This window comes from Altererythrobacter sp. GH1-8 (assembly GCF_043702085.1).
In the GTDB taxonomy this organism is placed as follows: Bacteria; Pseudomonadota; Alphaproteobacteria; order Sphingomonadales; family Sphingomonadaceae; genus Erythrobacter.
In genome coordinates this window covers 1,660,314-1,674,299 of the sequence record NZ_CP171690.1, presented here as the reverse complement: position 1 = coordinate 1,674,299, position 13,986 = coordinate 1,660,314, and the positions used below count along the sequence as shown (strand labels likewise).

The window sequence follows — 13,986 nt, the reverse complement described above, 5'->3', positions numbered from 1 at the left end:
TCCGCGAATATCGTGCGGTCTTAGCGACCTGCGGGTGCCTGGTTATTGCCCTGCTGCTGGGCTGCCTGCTGCTGGGCCTGCAAGGCTGCGATGGTGTTGATCGCCTGCGTGATCTGCTGGTACATCGCCACCGAATTGCGGCGCGGCTGCCAACCTTGCGGCGGTACAATCGCAACCGAAGGGACCTTGGCGTTCAGCGCTGTGGTGACCTGCGCCGTGATATTGGCTTCTGGCGGAGCGTAAATGACCGCATCGGGCGATACGACCATCTTGATGTTCTGCTGTGTCACAACCTGTTCGAGCGATGCACCATACTGCGCCATAATCTGTTCGACCGCATAGAGACGGGCCGCTTCGACCTGGTTGTTGAGCGGGCCCATTTCCTGCTCGATCGCCTGCAGGCGGGTTGCCTGCGTGGAATTCTGCGCAGCGGTCTGCTCGGCTTCGTCGAGTTGACCGTCATTGTTCTTGTCGAGCTGCTTCAGGAGCGTCTGGCTCTCTGTGTTGAGCGTCTGCATCCGGTCGATCTGCGTCTTGTAGGTCGTGTTGATCTGTTCGTAAGCGGTCTTGAGTGCATCTGTATTGATCACAGCCAGCGGAGCGTTGACCGTCGCCATGCGGCCATCGACCTGCGCTGCTGCCGGCATTGCTGCCACAGACATGGCTGCAAGGCTCGCAGCCGCGAGAGTTTTGGTTACAAGTTTCATTAGAATTGCGTTCCTACGTTGAATGTAAATGTTTTGGTATCGTCGCCTTCCACGCTCTTAAGCACGCGAGCAAAATCAATCCTGAACGGACCGAAAGGCGAGTTCCAGTTGACGCCGATGCCGACGGCAATACGCGGCGAAATCGTGTCACCGAGGAAGACTTCGGAGAAACCGGATTCGAAGATCGGCTCGTTGAGGGTCGTGCCGTCAGCGGCAATCGAGTTTGTCGTCTCAACGGGGGTAACGACCCCTGTGTCCGGGTTTGTCTCAAGTTCGATGTAAAGCAAGTCGCCATCGCCGTTGACGCGCTGACCACCCCCGATAGTGACAAGTTCAGGCCGTGTGACATTGAACAGCGAACCGATGTCAGCGAAAATCGACGGCCTCAGGCCGAGCTCGCGGGCGCCCGTACCCAGCGGGATTTCCAGCTCTGCGCGTCCGAGATAGTAGGCACGTCCGCCCAGCGAATCGCCAGCGAACTGGTTGCGCTGGGAGCGCACATTTTCGAGGCTGTCCAGGACTGGCGGCGTGAACGGATCGCCATCGTCATCGATAAAGGGCAAGCGCACGATGCGCGGGCCGACACCGCGAATGTCGAAGCCGCGGATCTGCGGCTCACCGAGGAAGAAGCGGTCCGTTAGGCGGACATCGTCACGGCCAGGCTCATTACGGTTTTCGAAAGACTGGATAATCCCGCCTTCCGCTGACACGGAGAAAATCCAGCCGGGCATGATCTGGAAGAATTGCGCTGCATTGGCTGTGAGGCGGCCATAGCGGACCGAGCCGCCAAGCCCTGCAACCTGCCCTGTTACTGTGATGTTGCGGCCTCGCGTCGGGCGCAACCGGCTGTCCAGCGTATTGTAGGTCAGGCTGAGCCCGAGAATCGAGCTGGTCCGCTTGCCCACCGCATCGCACAGATAACGCCCTGCAAGCAGTGGATCGCAGGTAAAGATCCCGTCCTCATCCGGATCGGAGAAGAAGGTCTGTCCGAGCGAAATATCATCGTAGTTGAGCGTGTAGCTTGCGATCGCGGACATGTATTCGGTGATCGGAACACCCGCGCGGATCGAGAAACCGGTCGTTGCCTGCTCGAACGAACGCGAACGGTCTCGCGTGAAGCGGTTGAAGTTGTTGAGGTCGCGGCGGTAGATGTCGACGCCTGCAGAGATATTGCGGTCGAACACGTAAGGCTCGGTAAAGCTGAGCTGTGCCGAGCGCGAAAACCGCGAATAGTTGACGCTCGCGCCGACCGTCTGGCCGCGGCCGCGGAAATTGCGCTGCCGGATCGAGGCAGACAGGATGAAGCTCTCGATCGAGCTGAAGCCTGCCGAAAGCTGCAATTCCCCGGTCGGGCGCTCTTCCACGTTGGCTTCGAGGATAATCCGGTCCGGCTGGCTGCCTTCGACCTGGTTGACTTCGAAGTTCTCCTGGAAATAGCCCAGTGAGTTGATGCGCGCGGTCGAGCGTGAAACCTGCAGCGAGTTGAACGCATCACCCTCGCCGATCCGGAACTCGCGGCGGATAACCTTGTCCTGCGTCAGCGTATTGCCGTTGACATCGACCCGCTCAACATAGACGCGCGGCGCCTGGCGCAGAACGTAGTTTACGTTCATGGTCAGGTCTTCCTTGTTGCGGGTGAACTGCGGCGAAACGTCGGCAAAGGCGTAGCCGAAGGTCCCGGCAAGCTCCGTCAGCTGCTCGACCGTGTCTTCCACCGCCTTCGCATCGTACCAGTCACCGCTTTTCATCGGCAGGCCCGCGCTGATGCGGTCGCTGTCAAAATCGCGCAGCTGGCTTTCGACCGTGACGTCGCCGAACTTGTAGCGCTCGCCTTCCTCGACCACGTAGGTGATGATGAAGTCGCGCTTGTCCGGCGTCAGTTCAGCTACGGCAGAGACCACGCGGAAATCGGCATAACCGTTCTCAAGATAGAACAGGCGCAGCTTCTGCTGGTCAAACGCCAGGCGATCCGGGTCATAGCTGGTGTTGGAGCTGAAGAAGCGCGTGAAGCGCGCTTGCTTAGTGACCATTTCACTGCGCAGATCGCCATCGGAGAACTGCTCGTTGCCGATGATGTTGATCTGACGAACCTTGGACTTGGGCCCTTCGGTAATCTCGAACACGATGTCGACACGGTTCTGCGCCAGCTCGACCATCTTGGGCTCGACCGTCGCGGCAAAGCGCCCTTGCCGCTTGTACAGCTCGATAATGCGGGCAACGTCAGCACGCACCTTGGAGCGGGTAAAAATCTGGCGCGGCGAGAGCTTGATTTCCGGCAGGATCTTGTCGTTCTTGATCCGCTTGTTGCCTTCCAGAACGATCCGGTTGATCACCGGGTTTTCCTGCACGGTGATAACGACATTGCCACCATCATTGCGGATCGAGAAATTGGAGAACAGCTCGGTCGCGCCAAGGTCCTTGAGCGCTTCGTCGGCTGCAACCGAGGTGTATTCCTGTCCGGCGCGCAGCTTGATATAGCTGAGGATCGTCTGCGCTTCGAGACGCTCTGCCCCCGCAACCGATATTGTACGGATAATGTTCGACTGAGGCTGCTGCGCGGCAGACTCGGCCGGATCAGATGCCTCTGTTTCGGGGGACTGCTGCGCCAAGGCTGCGGCAGGAATGCCCGCCAGCATGGTGGAGCACAGCAACGCAATGGCCAGCTTGCCGGCGGGCTGGATGGGCATCGCGCCCGCCTTCGATACTGTCTTCATTGACACGTTTTATCCCGTCACAATCTTCATTCACAGGCGCTGCACCTGCGAGGAACCGACCCCGTTAACGCAGCGCACATATCTACGCCGCCTCTGCCCCAAGCGCCGCGCGCAATCAAGCGGGGTATGCCGCCAATCACCGCACTGCCGGGTCCTTTCCCCGGTTAACTCCCGAAAATCGGCAGCGAGACGAGGTCATTCACCGTCACGACAACCATCAGGACCAGCACGAGGCTGATGCCCATCCGGTACGCCCATTCCTGGCCGCGCGGTCCGATTGGCTTCCGGCGGACTGCTTCTGCCGCGTAGAATGCCAGGTGCCCGCCGTCGAGCGCGGGGATTGGCAGCAGGTTAATGAATGCCAAATTAAGCGAGATGAGAGCGGCGAAGCTGATGAAGGCAATCGGGCCGAGACTCAACTGCTCGCCGGAATACTTCGCGATCTTGACCGGACCGCCCAGTTCCTTGATCGAGCGGTCGCCGAGTACGACCTGCTTTATACCGGTCACCATCATCTGGGTGAGGCGAATGCATTCGTCAAAGCCGTAGCCGATCGACGCAATCACCCCGACTGGCTCAAGCTGAAATTCCGACGAATAGAAACCCAGACGCCCGGCGCGGCTTTCATTGCCGAAATTGTCGGTTTCAATCACGCTGGCAATCGTGAGCGGAAAGTCGAGCCGTTCTCCGCCGCGATCAACCGTGACCGTAATGCGTTTGTCGGGGAATAGCGCGACCCGATCGGTGATCTCGTGGAATTCCGCAACGGGCTCTCCATCGATAGCGACGAGGCGGTCGCCGACCTGCATCCCGACATCGCGCGCCACCGATTGCTCGGCAAAACGGGCGATGACATTGGTTTCCGCCGGGTCGAGCGGCACGGGACGCCCGAAGATCGCGAAGAAGCTGGCAAAAATCGCAATTGCAACCAGTAAGTTAGTCGCCGGACCTGCGAAGACGATCAAGGCGCGCTTCCACAGCGGCGCATGGTGGAAACTGCCCTGCTTTTGCTCGGCTGGTGCATCATCATCGACCGGACCATCAGGGATGCTGGCGGGGTTCATGTCGCCCTTGAACTGGACATATCCGCCCAAGGGAATCGCCGCGAGCTTCCACCGCGTACCGCGCGTGTCGGTCCAGCCGACAATTTCCTTGCCGAACCCGACCGAAAACACATCCGCGCCCACGCCAAACCACCGCCCAACAAGGTAATGGCCGAGCTCGTGCACAGTGACCAGCGGCCCCAGCACAAGCAGAAATCCAACCACGTACATCCAGAAAGGGGGGGATTCGAACATCGGCGTTTAAGCGTCTTCCATCAGGTTCTGCGCCACCCGGCGCGCTTCGGCATCGACCGCCAGAACATCGTCCAGGCTGTGAGCTGCAGCGGGCGTATAGCGGGAAAGAGTGTCTTCCACCATTGCCGCAATGCGTGTGAACCGAATCTGACCGGCCAAAAACGCTGCGACCGCGACTTCATTCGCCGCATTGAGTACGGCGGGGGTCATGCCGCCCGCTTCACACGCCTGCCGCGCGAGCCGTGTGGAAGGGAAGCGCGTCTCGTCAGGCTCAAGGAAAGTGAGTTGGCCGATTTTTGCCAGGTCGAGCGGTTCGAGCGGCGTATCCATCCGATCAGGCCAGGCCAGGCAGCTCGCAATGGGCACACGCATGTCCGAGGGGCCAAGCTGCGCGAGCGTTGAACGATCGCGGAATTCCACCATCGAATGGATCACGCTTTGCGGGTGGACGACGATGCCAATCTTCTCGAGCCCGACCGGGAACAGGTGGAAGGCTTCGATCAGTTCCAGTCCCTTGTTGAACATGGTCGCGCTGTCGACGCTGATCTTCGCGCCCATGTCCCAATTGGGATGCGCGATGGCCTCAGCAGGCGTTGCCGCTTCAAGCTGTTCCTGCGACCAGGTGCGCAAGGGACCGCCGCTCGCCGTCAGCGTGATTTTGGAGACATCCTCCATCTTGCCGCCCGCAAGGCACTGGAAGATTGCGTTATGCTCGCTGTCTACGGGGAGCAGCGTCGCGCCATGCTGCTTGATCGCAGCTGTCATGACTTCGCCTGCGGAAACGAGCGCTTCCTTGTTCGCGAGCGCGATCGTCCCGCCGCGCTCAATCGCTGCCATGACCGGCCCAAGCCCCGCGCAGCCGACTATGGCAGCCACCGTCACATCAACCGGACGCGCCGCTGCTTCGCACAGGGCAGCCCTGCCCCCCGCCGCTTCGATATCCGTGCCCGCGAGCGCTGCGCGCAAATCATTGAGGCAGCTTTCATCGCCGACCACCGCGAGCTTCGCGCCGCAGTGCCGTGCCATCTCTGCGAGTTTCTCTGCCGAACAATTGGCGGTGAGCACCTCGACCTGCCACTTGTGCGGCTCGCGATTGATGAGATCGAGCGTCTGCTCGCCTACCGAACCGGTCGCGCCGAGGATAGAGATCGAGCGGGTCATGCCGGATGCAAACTCCACAGGAAACCGCTGGCGATTGCGACCGGCAGCAGGCCATCGACGCGATCAAACACGCCGCCATGCCCTGGGATCAAGTTGGATGAATCCTTCACGCCTGCCTTTCGCTTGAGCCAACTCTCAAAGAAATCACCCATTTGCGCGAGAACCGCAAGCATGGCGCCAATGGCGAAGGCGATGAACAGCATCGGCCGCAAGACAAATTCGCCGGTGTTCCAGACAAATGTTCCGCTTGCGACAAGGGCCGCTGCCAACATGCCGCCAGCAAGGCCTGCCCATGTCTTGGACGGACTGATGGATGGCGCGATCTTTGGACCGCCGATAGCTCTGCCGCTGAAATAGGCTCCAACGTCAGTTGCGATGACGACAGCAAGAATGCCAAGCACGACCGCAACAGGCAGCGAAATCAGCGTCCAAACTGCGAAGCCGACATAGGCAGCTCCGCCAAGCAGCGCTGCAATCCTTGGCAATCGGGTATGGGTAATCGCGGTCGCCAAGCGAGCGAACTCCAGCAGGCAGAGCACGCCCACCAACAGCACAAACCCATCAAACCAAACTCCGCCTGCCCACAGCGCGCCGCCAGCCACAGCCATCATCACGACCGCCGAGGCGAACCGCACCGGCAGGTCGGATTTCTTCTTCGCCGGAGTCTCAGCGCCCGCCAAATCGACGCTCCCGTCCTTCGAAATTCGCAAGCGCTTCTTTCAGCATGTCCGGCGTGAAGTCCGGCCACAGCGTGTCGACAAACAGCATTTCGGCATAGGCTGCCTGCCACAGCAGGAAGTTCGACAGCCGCACTTCTCCACTCGTGCGGATCAGGAGGTCGAGCGGCGGCAGATCATTGGTGTCGAGATGTGCGGTAATGGTCTTCTCGGTGACTTCGCCAATCGCCGCTGCCTTGGCTGCTGCGCGCGCGATTTCCTGCTGCGATCCGTAGTTGAGCGCCACCGCCAGTATGCGCGAACCGCCCGAAGTCTGCTCCAGCGCATCTTCGAGCATTTCCACGATATCGGGCGCAAGTGACTGCCAATCGCCAATAATCTTCAGCCGCACGTCATTGGCGACGAATTCCGCCAGGTCCGATTTGATGAATTTGCGCATCAGGTTCATCAGATCGTCGACTTCCTCTTCGTCCCGCTTCCAGTTCTCGGACGAAAAGGCGTAGAGGGTAAGGCATTCGATATCCGTATCGCCGAGGCTGCGGACCAGCCGCCGGACGGCCTCCACTCCGCGCTGATGGCCAATCGCACGCGGCAAGGCACGGCGCTTGGCCCAGCGCCCATTGCCATCCATGATGATGGCGACATGCCTTGCGTGTTTGGGCTTTTCGCCCATGTGACCCCTCCAGCGATCCCGCGCCTACTGCGTCAGGATTTCCTGTTCCTTCTTCGCTGCCGCTTCGTCCGTTTCCGCAACATATTTATCGGTCAGCTTCTGGACTTCTTCTTCCATCCGCTTGCGGTCGTCTTCGGAAATTTCCTTCTTCTTCTCGTCAGCCTTCAGGGCCTCCATCCCGTCACGGCGGACATTGCGGATCGCGATCTTGGCCTGCTCGGCATATTTGCCCGCAAGCTTGGCAAGGTCCTTGCGCCGCTCTTCGGTGAGGTCCGGCATGGGCAGGCGCAGCGTCTGGCCATCAATCATTGGATTGAGGCCGAGATTCGCATGCGCGATGCCCTTCTCGACAGCGGTCACGTTCGACTTGTCCCACACCTGCACGCTCAGCATGCGCGGCTCAGGCGCGGAAACGGTTGCAATCTGGTTCAGGGGCATCATCGCGCCGTAAACCTCTACCACCACCGGATCGAGCAGGCTGGTGTTGGCGCGGCCCGTGCGCAGGCCCGCCAGATCGCCTCTCAATGATTCCACAGCGCCTTTCATCCGGCGTTCGATGTCTGCCTTGTCATATTGCGGCATGGCTCAATTTTCCTCTTGTACGATTGTCTGGACGCCTTCCCCGGCAAGCACGCGGGCGACATTGCCTTTTTCGCGGATCGAGAAGACCACGATAGGGATGTCGTTCTCACGGCATAGCGCAACGGCGGCAGCATCCATTACTTTGAGATTGTCTGACAGGACACGGTCATAGCTGATCGTGTCGAAACGGGTGGCATTGGGGTTGGTCTTGGGATCGGCGTTGTAGACCCCGTCCACGCTCGTGCCCTTGAGCAGAGCATCGCAGCTCATTTCCGCTGCGCGCAAGGCCGCACCCGTATCGGTTGTGAAGAACGGATTGCCCGTTCCAGCCGCGAAGATCACGATCCGGCCCTTCTGCAAGTGACGCTCTGCACGGCGGCGTATGTAAGGCTCGCACACAGACGCCATCGGAATTGCCGATTGTACCCGCGTCTGCACCCCCAGCTGCTCAAGCGCATTCTGCATCGCGAGCGCGTTCATGACAGTCGCAAGCATCCCCATGTAGTCGCCGGTTGTCCGGTCAAGCCCCTTTGAAGCACCCGCCACGCCGCGGAAAATATTGCCGCCACCGATCACGAGACAGATTTCGAGGCCTGTATCCTTGGCGGCCTTCACTTCCTCTGCAAGCCGCGCGACATAGGCAGGATCAATACCGTATTCCTGCTCCCCCATCAGCACTTCGCCAGACAGCTTGAGCAGGACGCGCTTGATCTCAGGCATTGGCATAAGACAGGATTTTCCGTTCAGTGGACCTAAATACGCGGGAAGCCTTAGCGGCCCTTATGGCCTCGCGCAAAGGGAAAGGCTCGCAAAAGCCGTGCTCTTCCCTTTCGCGCAAACGACCGCAAACGGTCAATCTGGAACGACGTGCTGGCCGCAAGGGTGCCGCTTCTGTCCACGGGGACAGAGCCCGCTGAGCAATCCCGATTGCGACCCGGAACAGTCAGAGGCCTCGCTCAAGCGAGAGCGGCGTATGCGGCGCTGCGCCGATCCGCCTTGATGGCTTTCTCAGGAAACCACGTTTGCTGCGGCTCGGTTCCCGTGATTCTTTCGCAAGCCGGCAACAAAAACCGTTCTGTCCCAATATGTAAGAGCGGTCCTTGGGCGATATAATCCGCTGGAAAGCGGATCACCGTGCGGCCTGCGCAGGGAGGAGCGTGAGAAGGCCGCGGGTGAAGCCGCGCGGGGCAACTGACAGGTGATCTTCTTCTTCAAACACTTCTGACGTAAGCGCAAGTTCAGGAAAATCGCGACCATTAAGCATCGCGGCAAAGGTCGCATTATCGACGACCATGTCCACTTCCTGCTGGTACCGCCGGTCACCGATCCTCTGCGCCTCGAATTCACCAGCGTACATGTAGACTTTGGCCGCGAGGGGTTCGGATTCGTCGAGCAGCCTTGGCGTTTCCTTAAGAAGGTGGCGCTTGTCGAACCAGAAGGACGGACTGCCCAGAACATAGCCGCTGAACATCGTAGGATCAGTCAGCAGAATTTCCGCGCCGAGCAATCCGCCATAGGAATGGCCGACATAGATGCGCTTGTCAGGCCGCGTGCGGTACCTGCTTTCGATGAACGGGATCACCGCAGTGCGAATATAGTCGCGATAGCGCAACGACTGTCCGTGGAGAGCACCCGCTGGCGCATCCGATGCGCCGCGCGGGGTCGGCGTGTAATCGCGCCGCCTGCTAGCCATCGGATCCTGTCCCTTTTCGTAGGACAGGCCGACGAGGATGAATTCTTCGATTTTCGGACCGGCGCCGTTCATGCGCCGCCCGATCAGCCGCAGCATCGGAAATCCGTAATCCGCATCGGTCACAAAGACGACGGGAAAGCGCTTTGCCGAGTCCTTGTCGTAGCTCGGCGGGAGGCTAACGAAGACCTGATAGTTCAGCCCGCTTGCCAAGTCGGTCAGGTCGTGCACTTCAGTCCCGAGAATTTCATAGGGCAGCCCTTCGGCCCTCTGGCTTGGCGCCTCGGTCGCTTGCGCACCTGCCGGTGTTGCTGGCCCGTTTGAGCACGCAGCCAAGATCGTTGCGCATGCCAGCGTCGCTTTGGTAAATTGCACAAGTTTCCCCTACCCTTACGAAGGCAGCAGGTGCGCGAGGTCGGCTCAAAAGACAACGGGCCGGGATGCAACATACACCCCGGCCCGTGCCAAAATTCCGATGATCGGAAGAGGCTTAGCCAGCGACGGCTGCGGCAACCTCGGCGGCGAAATCGCTTTCTTCCTTCTCGATGCCTTCGCCGAGCTGGAAGCGGACATAATCCGTCAGCTTGATCGAGCCGCCATTGTCCTTGGCAGTCTTGGCGACAACGTCTTCAACCGAAGACTTGTTGTCCATCACGAACATCTGGCTCAGCAGCGCGTTTTCCTTCGCGAACTTCTTGATCGCGCCATCGACCATCTTTTCCTGCACTTCAGCCGGCTTGCCGCTCTCGGCAGCCTTTTCCGCTGCAATCGCGCGCTCACGTGCGATCACATCGGGATCGAGGCTGTCGGCATCGAGCGCCTGCGGGAACATCGATGCGATGTGCATGGCGAGCTGCTTGCCGAACGGCTCCAGCACGTCTGCGCCAAGGTCGCTTTCCAGCGCGACCAGAACGCCGATCTTGCCGAGGCCATCAGCGGCCGCATTGTGGACATAGGAAACGACAGCGCCCTGCGACACCGCAACGCTCTTCATCCGGCGGACCTGCTGGTTCTCACCGATAGTCGCAACATTGTCGGTCAGCTTGTCAGCGACAGTACCCCCATCGGGGTATGCAGCTGCCTTGAGCGCGTCAACATCGTCGCTGCCAACGCCGAGCGCAACCTGAGTGGTCTTGCGCACGAAGTCCTGGAACTTGTCGTTCTTGGCCACGAAATCGGTTTCCGAGTTGACTTCCACAGCAACGCCCTTCGTACCTTCAACGGCAACGCCGACGAGGCCTTCTGCGGCTGTACGGCTGGACTTCTTCTGTGCGGTCGCGAGACCTTTCGCGCGCAGCGCGTCAACAGCAGCTTCGATATCGCCACCTGCTTCGGCAAGCGCTTTCTTTGCATCCATCATGCCTGCGCCGGTCTTTTCGCGCAGAGCCTTCACATCGGCGACGGTGAAATCGGCCATGGGAAATTCCTTCTTGAATTGATTAGCAGCACCGCAAGCCCGTATTTCCGGACCTGCTGGCGCTCTTGTCTGGTAATGCGACGCGGCCGAGACAGGCCGCGCCCGTTCGGGGGTGTTAAGCGACCGCTTCTGCTTCAGCAGGAGGCGTGTCCATCGCACCGACATCTACGCCGCTGTCCGCAACTGCACCGCCGCGACCAGCGATGGCAGCCGCAGCAACCGCGTCGCAATACATGCGCACAGCACGGCTGGCGTCGTCATTGCCGGGTACCGGGAAAGCGATGCCCGACGGATCGACATTGGTATCGAGGATCGCGATTACCGGAATGCCGAGTACCGCCGCTTCCTTGATGGCGAGGTCTTCCTTGTTGGCGTCGATCACGAACATCACGTCCGGGATGCCGCCCATGTCGCGAATGCCGCCAAGCGAGAGTTCCAGCTTGTCACGCTCGCGCGTCAGCTGAAGGACTTCCTTCTTGGTGAAACCGCTGGTGTCGCCCGAGAGCTGCTCTTCGAGAGTCTTCAAGCGCTTGATCGATTGCGAAATCGTCTTCCAGTTGGTCAGCATGCCGCCGAGCCAGCGGTGGTTGACGAAGTGCTGGCCTGACTGGCGAGCGGCCTCGCGGATCGGGTCCTGTGCCTGGCGCTTGGTGCCAACGAACAGCACCTTGCCGCCTGCGCGGGTTGTGGCTTCAACGAAGTCGAGCGCGCGCGCGAACAGCGGCACGGTCTGCGACAGGTCGATGATGTGAACACCGTTGCGAGCGCCGAAGATGTACGGCTTCATTCGCGGGTTCCAGCGGTGGGTCTGGTGGCCAAAGTGTGCGCCGGCCTCAATCAATTGCTGCATCGTGACGGTAGGAGCCGCCATAGGTAAATTCCTTTCCGGTTATGCCTCTGAAGAGCTGGAACCGTCTGCGGAGCTCCCGCATCTGGCACCGGTATGAAGTGCTCTTCATGTGGATTTACTGCGCCCGGATTGCTCGGATGAGCCACCCTTTTGGGATCAGCGAGCGCGCGGATAGCGGGACTTTTCAGAGAAATCCAGCCCCAATTCGCACTGACGCCGCCGCATATATGACTCCACTTGTCGAATTTCCTGCTTGACAGGCCAGAACAAAAAGAGAACATAGGCGTTCTGCAGGGATCAAATCCGCTGCCTGAGTGTTTTCACTATGTTCTCATCCCTCTGTCAAGAGTGGATGGCAGACCAAGAGATAGGATCAGATGATGTTCGCATATGCTGTGGTCGTTCTGTTTTGCGTCACCGCGGTTCTGGTGGCCCTGTCCCTGACGGACAGCGCACTGCGCGCACGTCGGGCGTTTCGCCGTTTGCAGGGTGAACGCCGCCAGGCCTACTCATTCTGCAATGATGTGCTGGTGACCGTGGTCCGCCCACGGATCGAAGCGGAACCGAAAGTCGTGGCTCTGCCTTCGCGCAAGCCCGCCGCCGCTATCCGTGCGCTGCGTCCTCTCGCCGCTGCCGCCTGACCTTGCCGTAGCGCATCAGCGCGTAAGGCATCAGCGCGAGATAAACGACGCAGATGCCGACCAGGGTCCACCATGGCTCCAGCAGCAGAGCAGCAAAGACGAGACCGCCCAGTGCTATCAGCTCCAGCCGGACTGACCGGCGCGGCCTGATCGAACCCCAACTCAGCGTCGCCATGTTGGAAATCATCAGGAAGGCGATCAAAGCGAGCCAGATCGAGACGTAAAGCGGCTCACGGAAGATCTCCAGATCAGTGGTCTTCCAAAGGTAGAACGGCAGGAAAGCCAGCCCTGCCCCTACAGGTGCGGGAACGCCGGTGAGAAAGCCTGCAGACTTGTGTGGTTGATCATCGGTATCGATCTGCGCATTGAAGCGCGCGAGCCGCAAAGCGCAGCAGATGGCAAAGGCAAGCGCAGCAAACCAGCCGATGCGGGGCAGCTCCTGCAGGCTCCACATATAAAGGATCAGCGCCGGCGCCATGCCGAAGCTCAGCGAATCGGCAAGACTGTCCAGTTCCGCACCGAAACGCGACTGCGCATTGAGCAGGCGCGCAATGCGCCCATCCACTCCGTCGAGTATTCCAGCCAGGATCACCGCAAGGATGGCAAAGTTCCAGTCGCCTGCAATGGCAAAACGGATCCCTGTCAATCCTGAGCACAAGGCCGCGGCAGTCACGATGTTTGGCAGCATCACCCGCAAGGAAAGGCCGCGCCTGCGCGGCGCAGCTACGGGCAGTTCATCCTCAGTCGCTTTCGGTCCGACACGCGGAGCATTGTCCCCGCCATGTTCACTCACTGGGCCTTGCCTTCGAGCAGTTTGGTCTCGCCCAGCTGTGCAAGGATCGTTTCGCCAGCGACAACCTTCTGCCCCAGCAGAACGCGCGGCTGGGTGCCGGCGGGCAGGTATACATCGACGCGGCTTCCAAACCGGATCAGGCCGACGCGCTGTCCCACCGCAAGCAGATCGCCCGGCTTCACGAACGGCACAATGCGGCGTGCCACGAGCCCTGCGATTTGCGTAAAGCCTATCGCGATACCGTCTGACCGTTCGATCAGGATATGCTGGCGCTCATTCTCTTCGCTGGCCTTGTCGAGGTCAGCGTTCATGAACTTGCCGGGAATATAGACCACCCTTCGCACTGCACCGCTGATCGGCGCGCGGTTGATGTGCACATCGAACACGCTCATGAAGATCGACACACGCGTCACGAGGCCATCGGGCAAGCCCTTGGTGCCGGAGCCGTCGTCAATCTTGAGCTCTTCGGGCGGCTCGACCTGAGTGATGAGCGATACCAGCCCGTCAGCAGGCGCGACAATCGCGTTCTCGTCCTGCGGAACCACGCGTTCGGGATCGCGGAAGAAGGCAAACACACCGCCGGACAGCGCGAGCAGCGGCCAGCCAACGATCTCCCAATCCAGCAAGAGCAGAAAAACAAGGCTGATCGCAACTGCAATCAAGCCGAATTTGCGTCCTTCAGGATGGATCGGCGGCCAGCTCCAGCTGACTTCGCCGCGCCCCTGATTATCGAGAATTTCACCTGCCATGAGTGCCACGTAGTGCGTTTGCGAGGGAGTCACA

Annotated in this window: 14 protein-coding genes; 1 reads left to right on the top strand and 13 read right to left on the bottom strand. The window is 60.1% G+C overall.

Going from position 1 to position 13,986, the window contains the following annotated elements; all coding sequences use genetic code 11:
• Positions 1-20: 20 nt before the first annotated feature.
• The 11 genes from ACG9DO_RS08150 to rpsB all read right to left on the bottom strand — a co-directional run bounded on the left by ACG9DO_RS08150 (position 21) and on the right by rpsB (position 11,790).
• Positions 21-707, bottom strand: coding sequence for an OmpH family outer membrane protein (locus tag ACG9DO_RS08150; protein ID WP_394726935.1), 687 nt, complete (start codon positions 705-707; stop codon positions 21-23).
• On the bottom strand, positions 707-3,421 hold the full coding sequence (bamA, locus tag ACG9DO_RS08145; RefSeq protein WP_394726933.1) for an outer membrane protein assembly factor BamA: 2,715 nt from the start codon (positions 3,419-3,421) through the stop codon (positions 707-709). The genes ACG9DO_RS08150 and bamA overlap by 1 nt, the downstream gene beginning before the upstream one ends.
• 164 nt (positions 3,422-3,585) lie before the next feature.
• On the bottom strand, positions 3,586-4,719 hold the full coding sequence (rseP, locus tag ACG9DO_RS08140) for an RIP metalloprotease RseP (protein ID WP_394726931.1): 1,134 nt from the start codon (positions 4,717-4,719) through the stop codon (positions 3,586-3,588).
• Positions 4,720-4,725: 6 nt separating this feature from the next.
• Positions 4,726-5,880, bottom strand: a complete 1,155-nt coding sequence (locus ACG9DO_RS08135; RefSeq protein WP_394726929.1) for a 1-deoxy-D-xylulose-5-phosphate reductoisomerase — start codon at positions 5,878-5,880, stop codon at positions 4,726-4,728.
• Positions 5,877-6,560: a phosphatidate cytidylyltransferase gene (locus ACG9DO_RS08130; protein ID WP_394726927.1), complete on the bottom strand. Its 684-nt coding sequence runs from the start codon at positions 6,558-6,560 to the stop codon at positions 5,877-5,879. The genes ACG9DO_RS08135 and ACG9DO_RS08130 overlap by 4 nt, the downstream gene beginning before the upstream one ends.
• Entirely contained in the window at positions 6,547-7,230 is a 684-nt protein-coding gene (uppS, locus tag ACG9DO_RS08125) for a polyprenyl diphosphate synthase (protein WP_394726925.1), read from the bottom strand. The genes ACG9DO_RS08130 and uppS overlap by 14 nt, the downstream gene beginning before the upstream one ends.
• A 24-nt stretch (positions 7,231-7,254) precedes the next feature.
• On the bottom strand, positions 7,255-7,812 hold the full coding sequence (gene frr, locus ACG9DO_RS08120) for a ribosome recycling factor (protein WP_394726923.1): 558 nt from the start codon (positions 7,810-7,812) through the stop codon (positions 7,255-7,257).
• Positions 7,813-7,815: 3 nt separating this feature from the next.
• Positions 7,816-8,538: a UMP kinase gene (gene pyrH, locus ACG9DO_RS08115; RefSeq protein WP_394726921.1), complete on the bottom strand. Its 723-nt coding sequence runs from the start codon at positions 8,536-8,538 to the stop codon at positions 7,816-7,818.
• A gap of 403 nt (positions 8,539-8,941) precedes the next feature.
• Positions 8,942-9,877 (bottom strand): alpha/beta hydrolase, encoded by a 936-nt coding sequence (locus ACG9DO_RS08110; protein ID WP_394726919.1) that lies wholly within the window; start codon positions 9,875-9,877, stop codon positions 8,942-8,944.
• Between the two features lie 115 nt (positions 9,878-9,992).
• A complete protein-coding gene (tsf, locus tag ACG9DO_RS08105) occupies positions 9,993-10,919 on the bottom strand; it encodes a translation elongation factor Ts (RefSeq protein ID WP_394726917.1) in 927 nt (308 codons plus the stop codon).
• Between the two features lie 115 nt (positions 10,920-11,034).
• Positions 11,035-11,790, bottom strand: a complete 756-nt coding sequence (rpsB, locus tag ACG9DO_RS08100) for a 30S ribosomal protein S2 (protein WP_394726915.1) — start codon at positions 11,788-11,790, stop codon at positions 11,035-11,037.
• Positions 11,791-12,146: 356 nt separating this feature from the next.
• Here rpsB and ACG9DO_RS08095 point away from each other — a divergent pair, with 356 nt between their 5' ends.
• Positions 12,147-12,410, top strand: a complete 264-nt coding sequence (locus tag ACG9DO_RS08095) for a hypothetical protein (protein ID WP_394726913.1) — start codon at positions 12,147-12,149, stop codon at positions 12,408-12,410.
• On the opposite strand, the gene pssA is transcribed toward ACG9DO_RS08095, so the two are convergent.
• The gene (gene pssA, locus ACG9DO_RS08090) at positions 12,373-13,098 is read right to left on the bottom strand and encodes a CDP-diacylglycerol--serine O-phosphatidyltransferase (RefSeq protein WP_394731237.1); all 726 of its coding nucleotides are present in this window, start codon (positions 13,096-13,098) and stop codon (positions 12,373-12,375) included. The genes ACG9DO_RS08095 and pssA overlap by 38 nt on opposite strands.
• Before the next feature lie 101 nt (positions 13,099-13,199).
• Positions 13,200-13,952, bottom strand: coding sequence for a phosphatidylserine decarboxylase (locus ACG9DO_RS08085; RefSeq protein WP_394726911.1), 753 nt, complete (start codon positions 13,950-13,952; stop codon positions 13,200-13,202).
• Between the last annotated feature and the right edge of the window lie 34 nt (positions 13,953-13,986).

What these genes read in the sequence shown, in the direction of transcription:
- ACG9DO_RS08150 (WP_394726935.1), bottom strand. Translation starts at nt 707, where the DNA reads ATGAAACTTGTAACCAAAACTCTCGCGGCTGCGAGCCTTGCAGCCATG.
- ACG9DO_RS08095 (WP_394726913.1), top strand. Translation starts at nt 12,147, where the DNA reads ATGATGTTCGCATATGCTGTGGTCGTTCTGTTTTGCGTCACCGCGGTT.
- frr (WP_394726923.1), bottom strand. Translation starts at nt 7,812, where the DNA reads ATGCCGCAATATGACAAGGCAGACATCGAACGCCGGATGAAAGGCGCT.
- ACG9DO_RS08085 (WP_394726911.1), bottom strand. Translation starts at nt 13,952, where the DNA reads ATGGCAGGTGAAATTCTCGATAATCAGGGGCGCGGCGAAGTCAGCTGG.
- pyrH (WP_394726921.1), bottom strand. Translation starts at nt 8,538, where the DNA reads ATGCCAATGCCTGAGATCAAGCGCGTCCTGCTCAAGCTGTCTGGCGAA.
- uppS (WP_394726925.1), bottom strand. Translation starts at nt 7,230, where the DNA reads ATGGGCGAAAAGCCCAAACACGCAAGGCATGTCGCCATCATCATGGAT.
- pssA (WP_394731237.1), bottom strand. Translation starts at nt 13,098, where the DNA reads ATGCTGCCAAACATCGTGACTGCCGCGGCCTTGTGCTCAGGATTGACA.
- tsf (WP_394726917.1), bottom strand. Translation starts at nt 10,919, where the DNA reads ATGGCCGATTTCACCGTCGCCGATGTGAAGGCTCTGCGCGAAAAGACC.
- rpsB (WP_394726915.1), bottom strand. Translation starts at nt 11,790, where the DNA reads ATGGCGGCTCCTACCGTCACGATGCAGCAATTGATTGAGGCCGGCGCA.
- bamA (WP_394726933.1), bottom strand. Translation starts at nt 3,421, where the DNA reads ATGAAGACAGTATCGAAGGCGGGCGCGATGCCCATCCAGCCCGCCGGC.
- ACG9DO_RS08135 (WP_394726929.1), bottom strand. Translation starts at nt 5,880, where the DNA reads ATGACCCGCTCGATCTCTATCCTCGGCGCGACCGGTTCGGTAGGCGAG.
- rseP (WP_394726931.1), bottom strand. Translation starts at nt 4,719, where the DNA reads ATGTTCGAATCCCCCCCTTTCTGGATGTACGTGGTTGGATTTCTGCTT.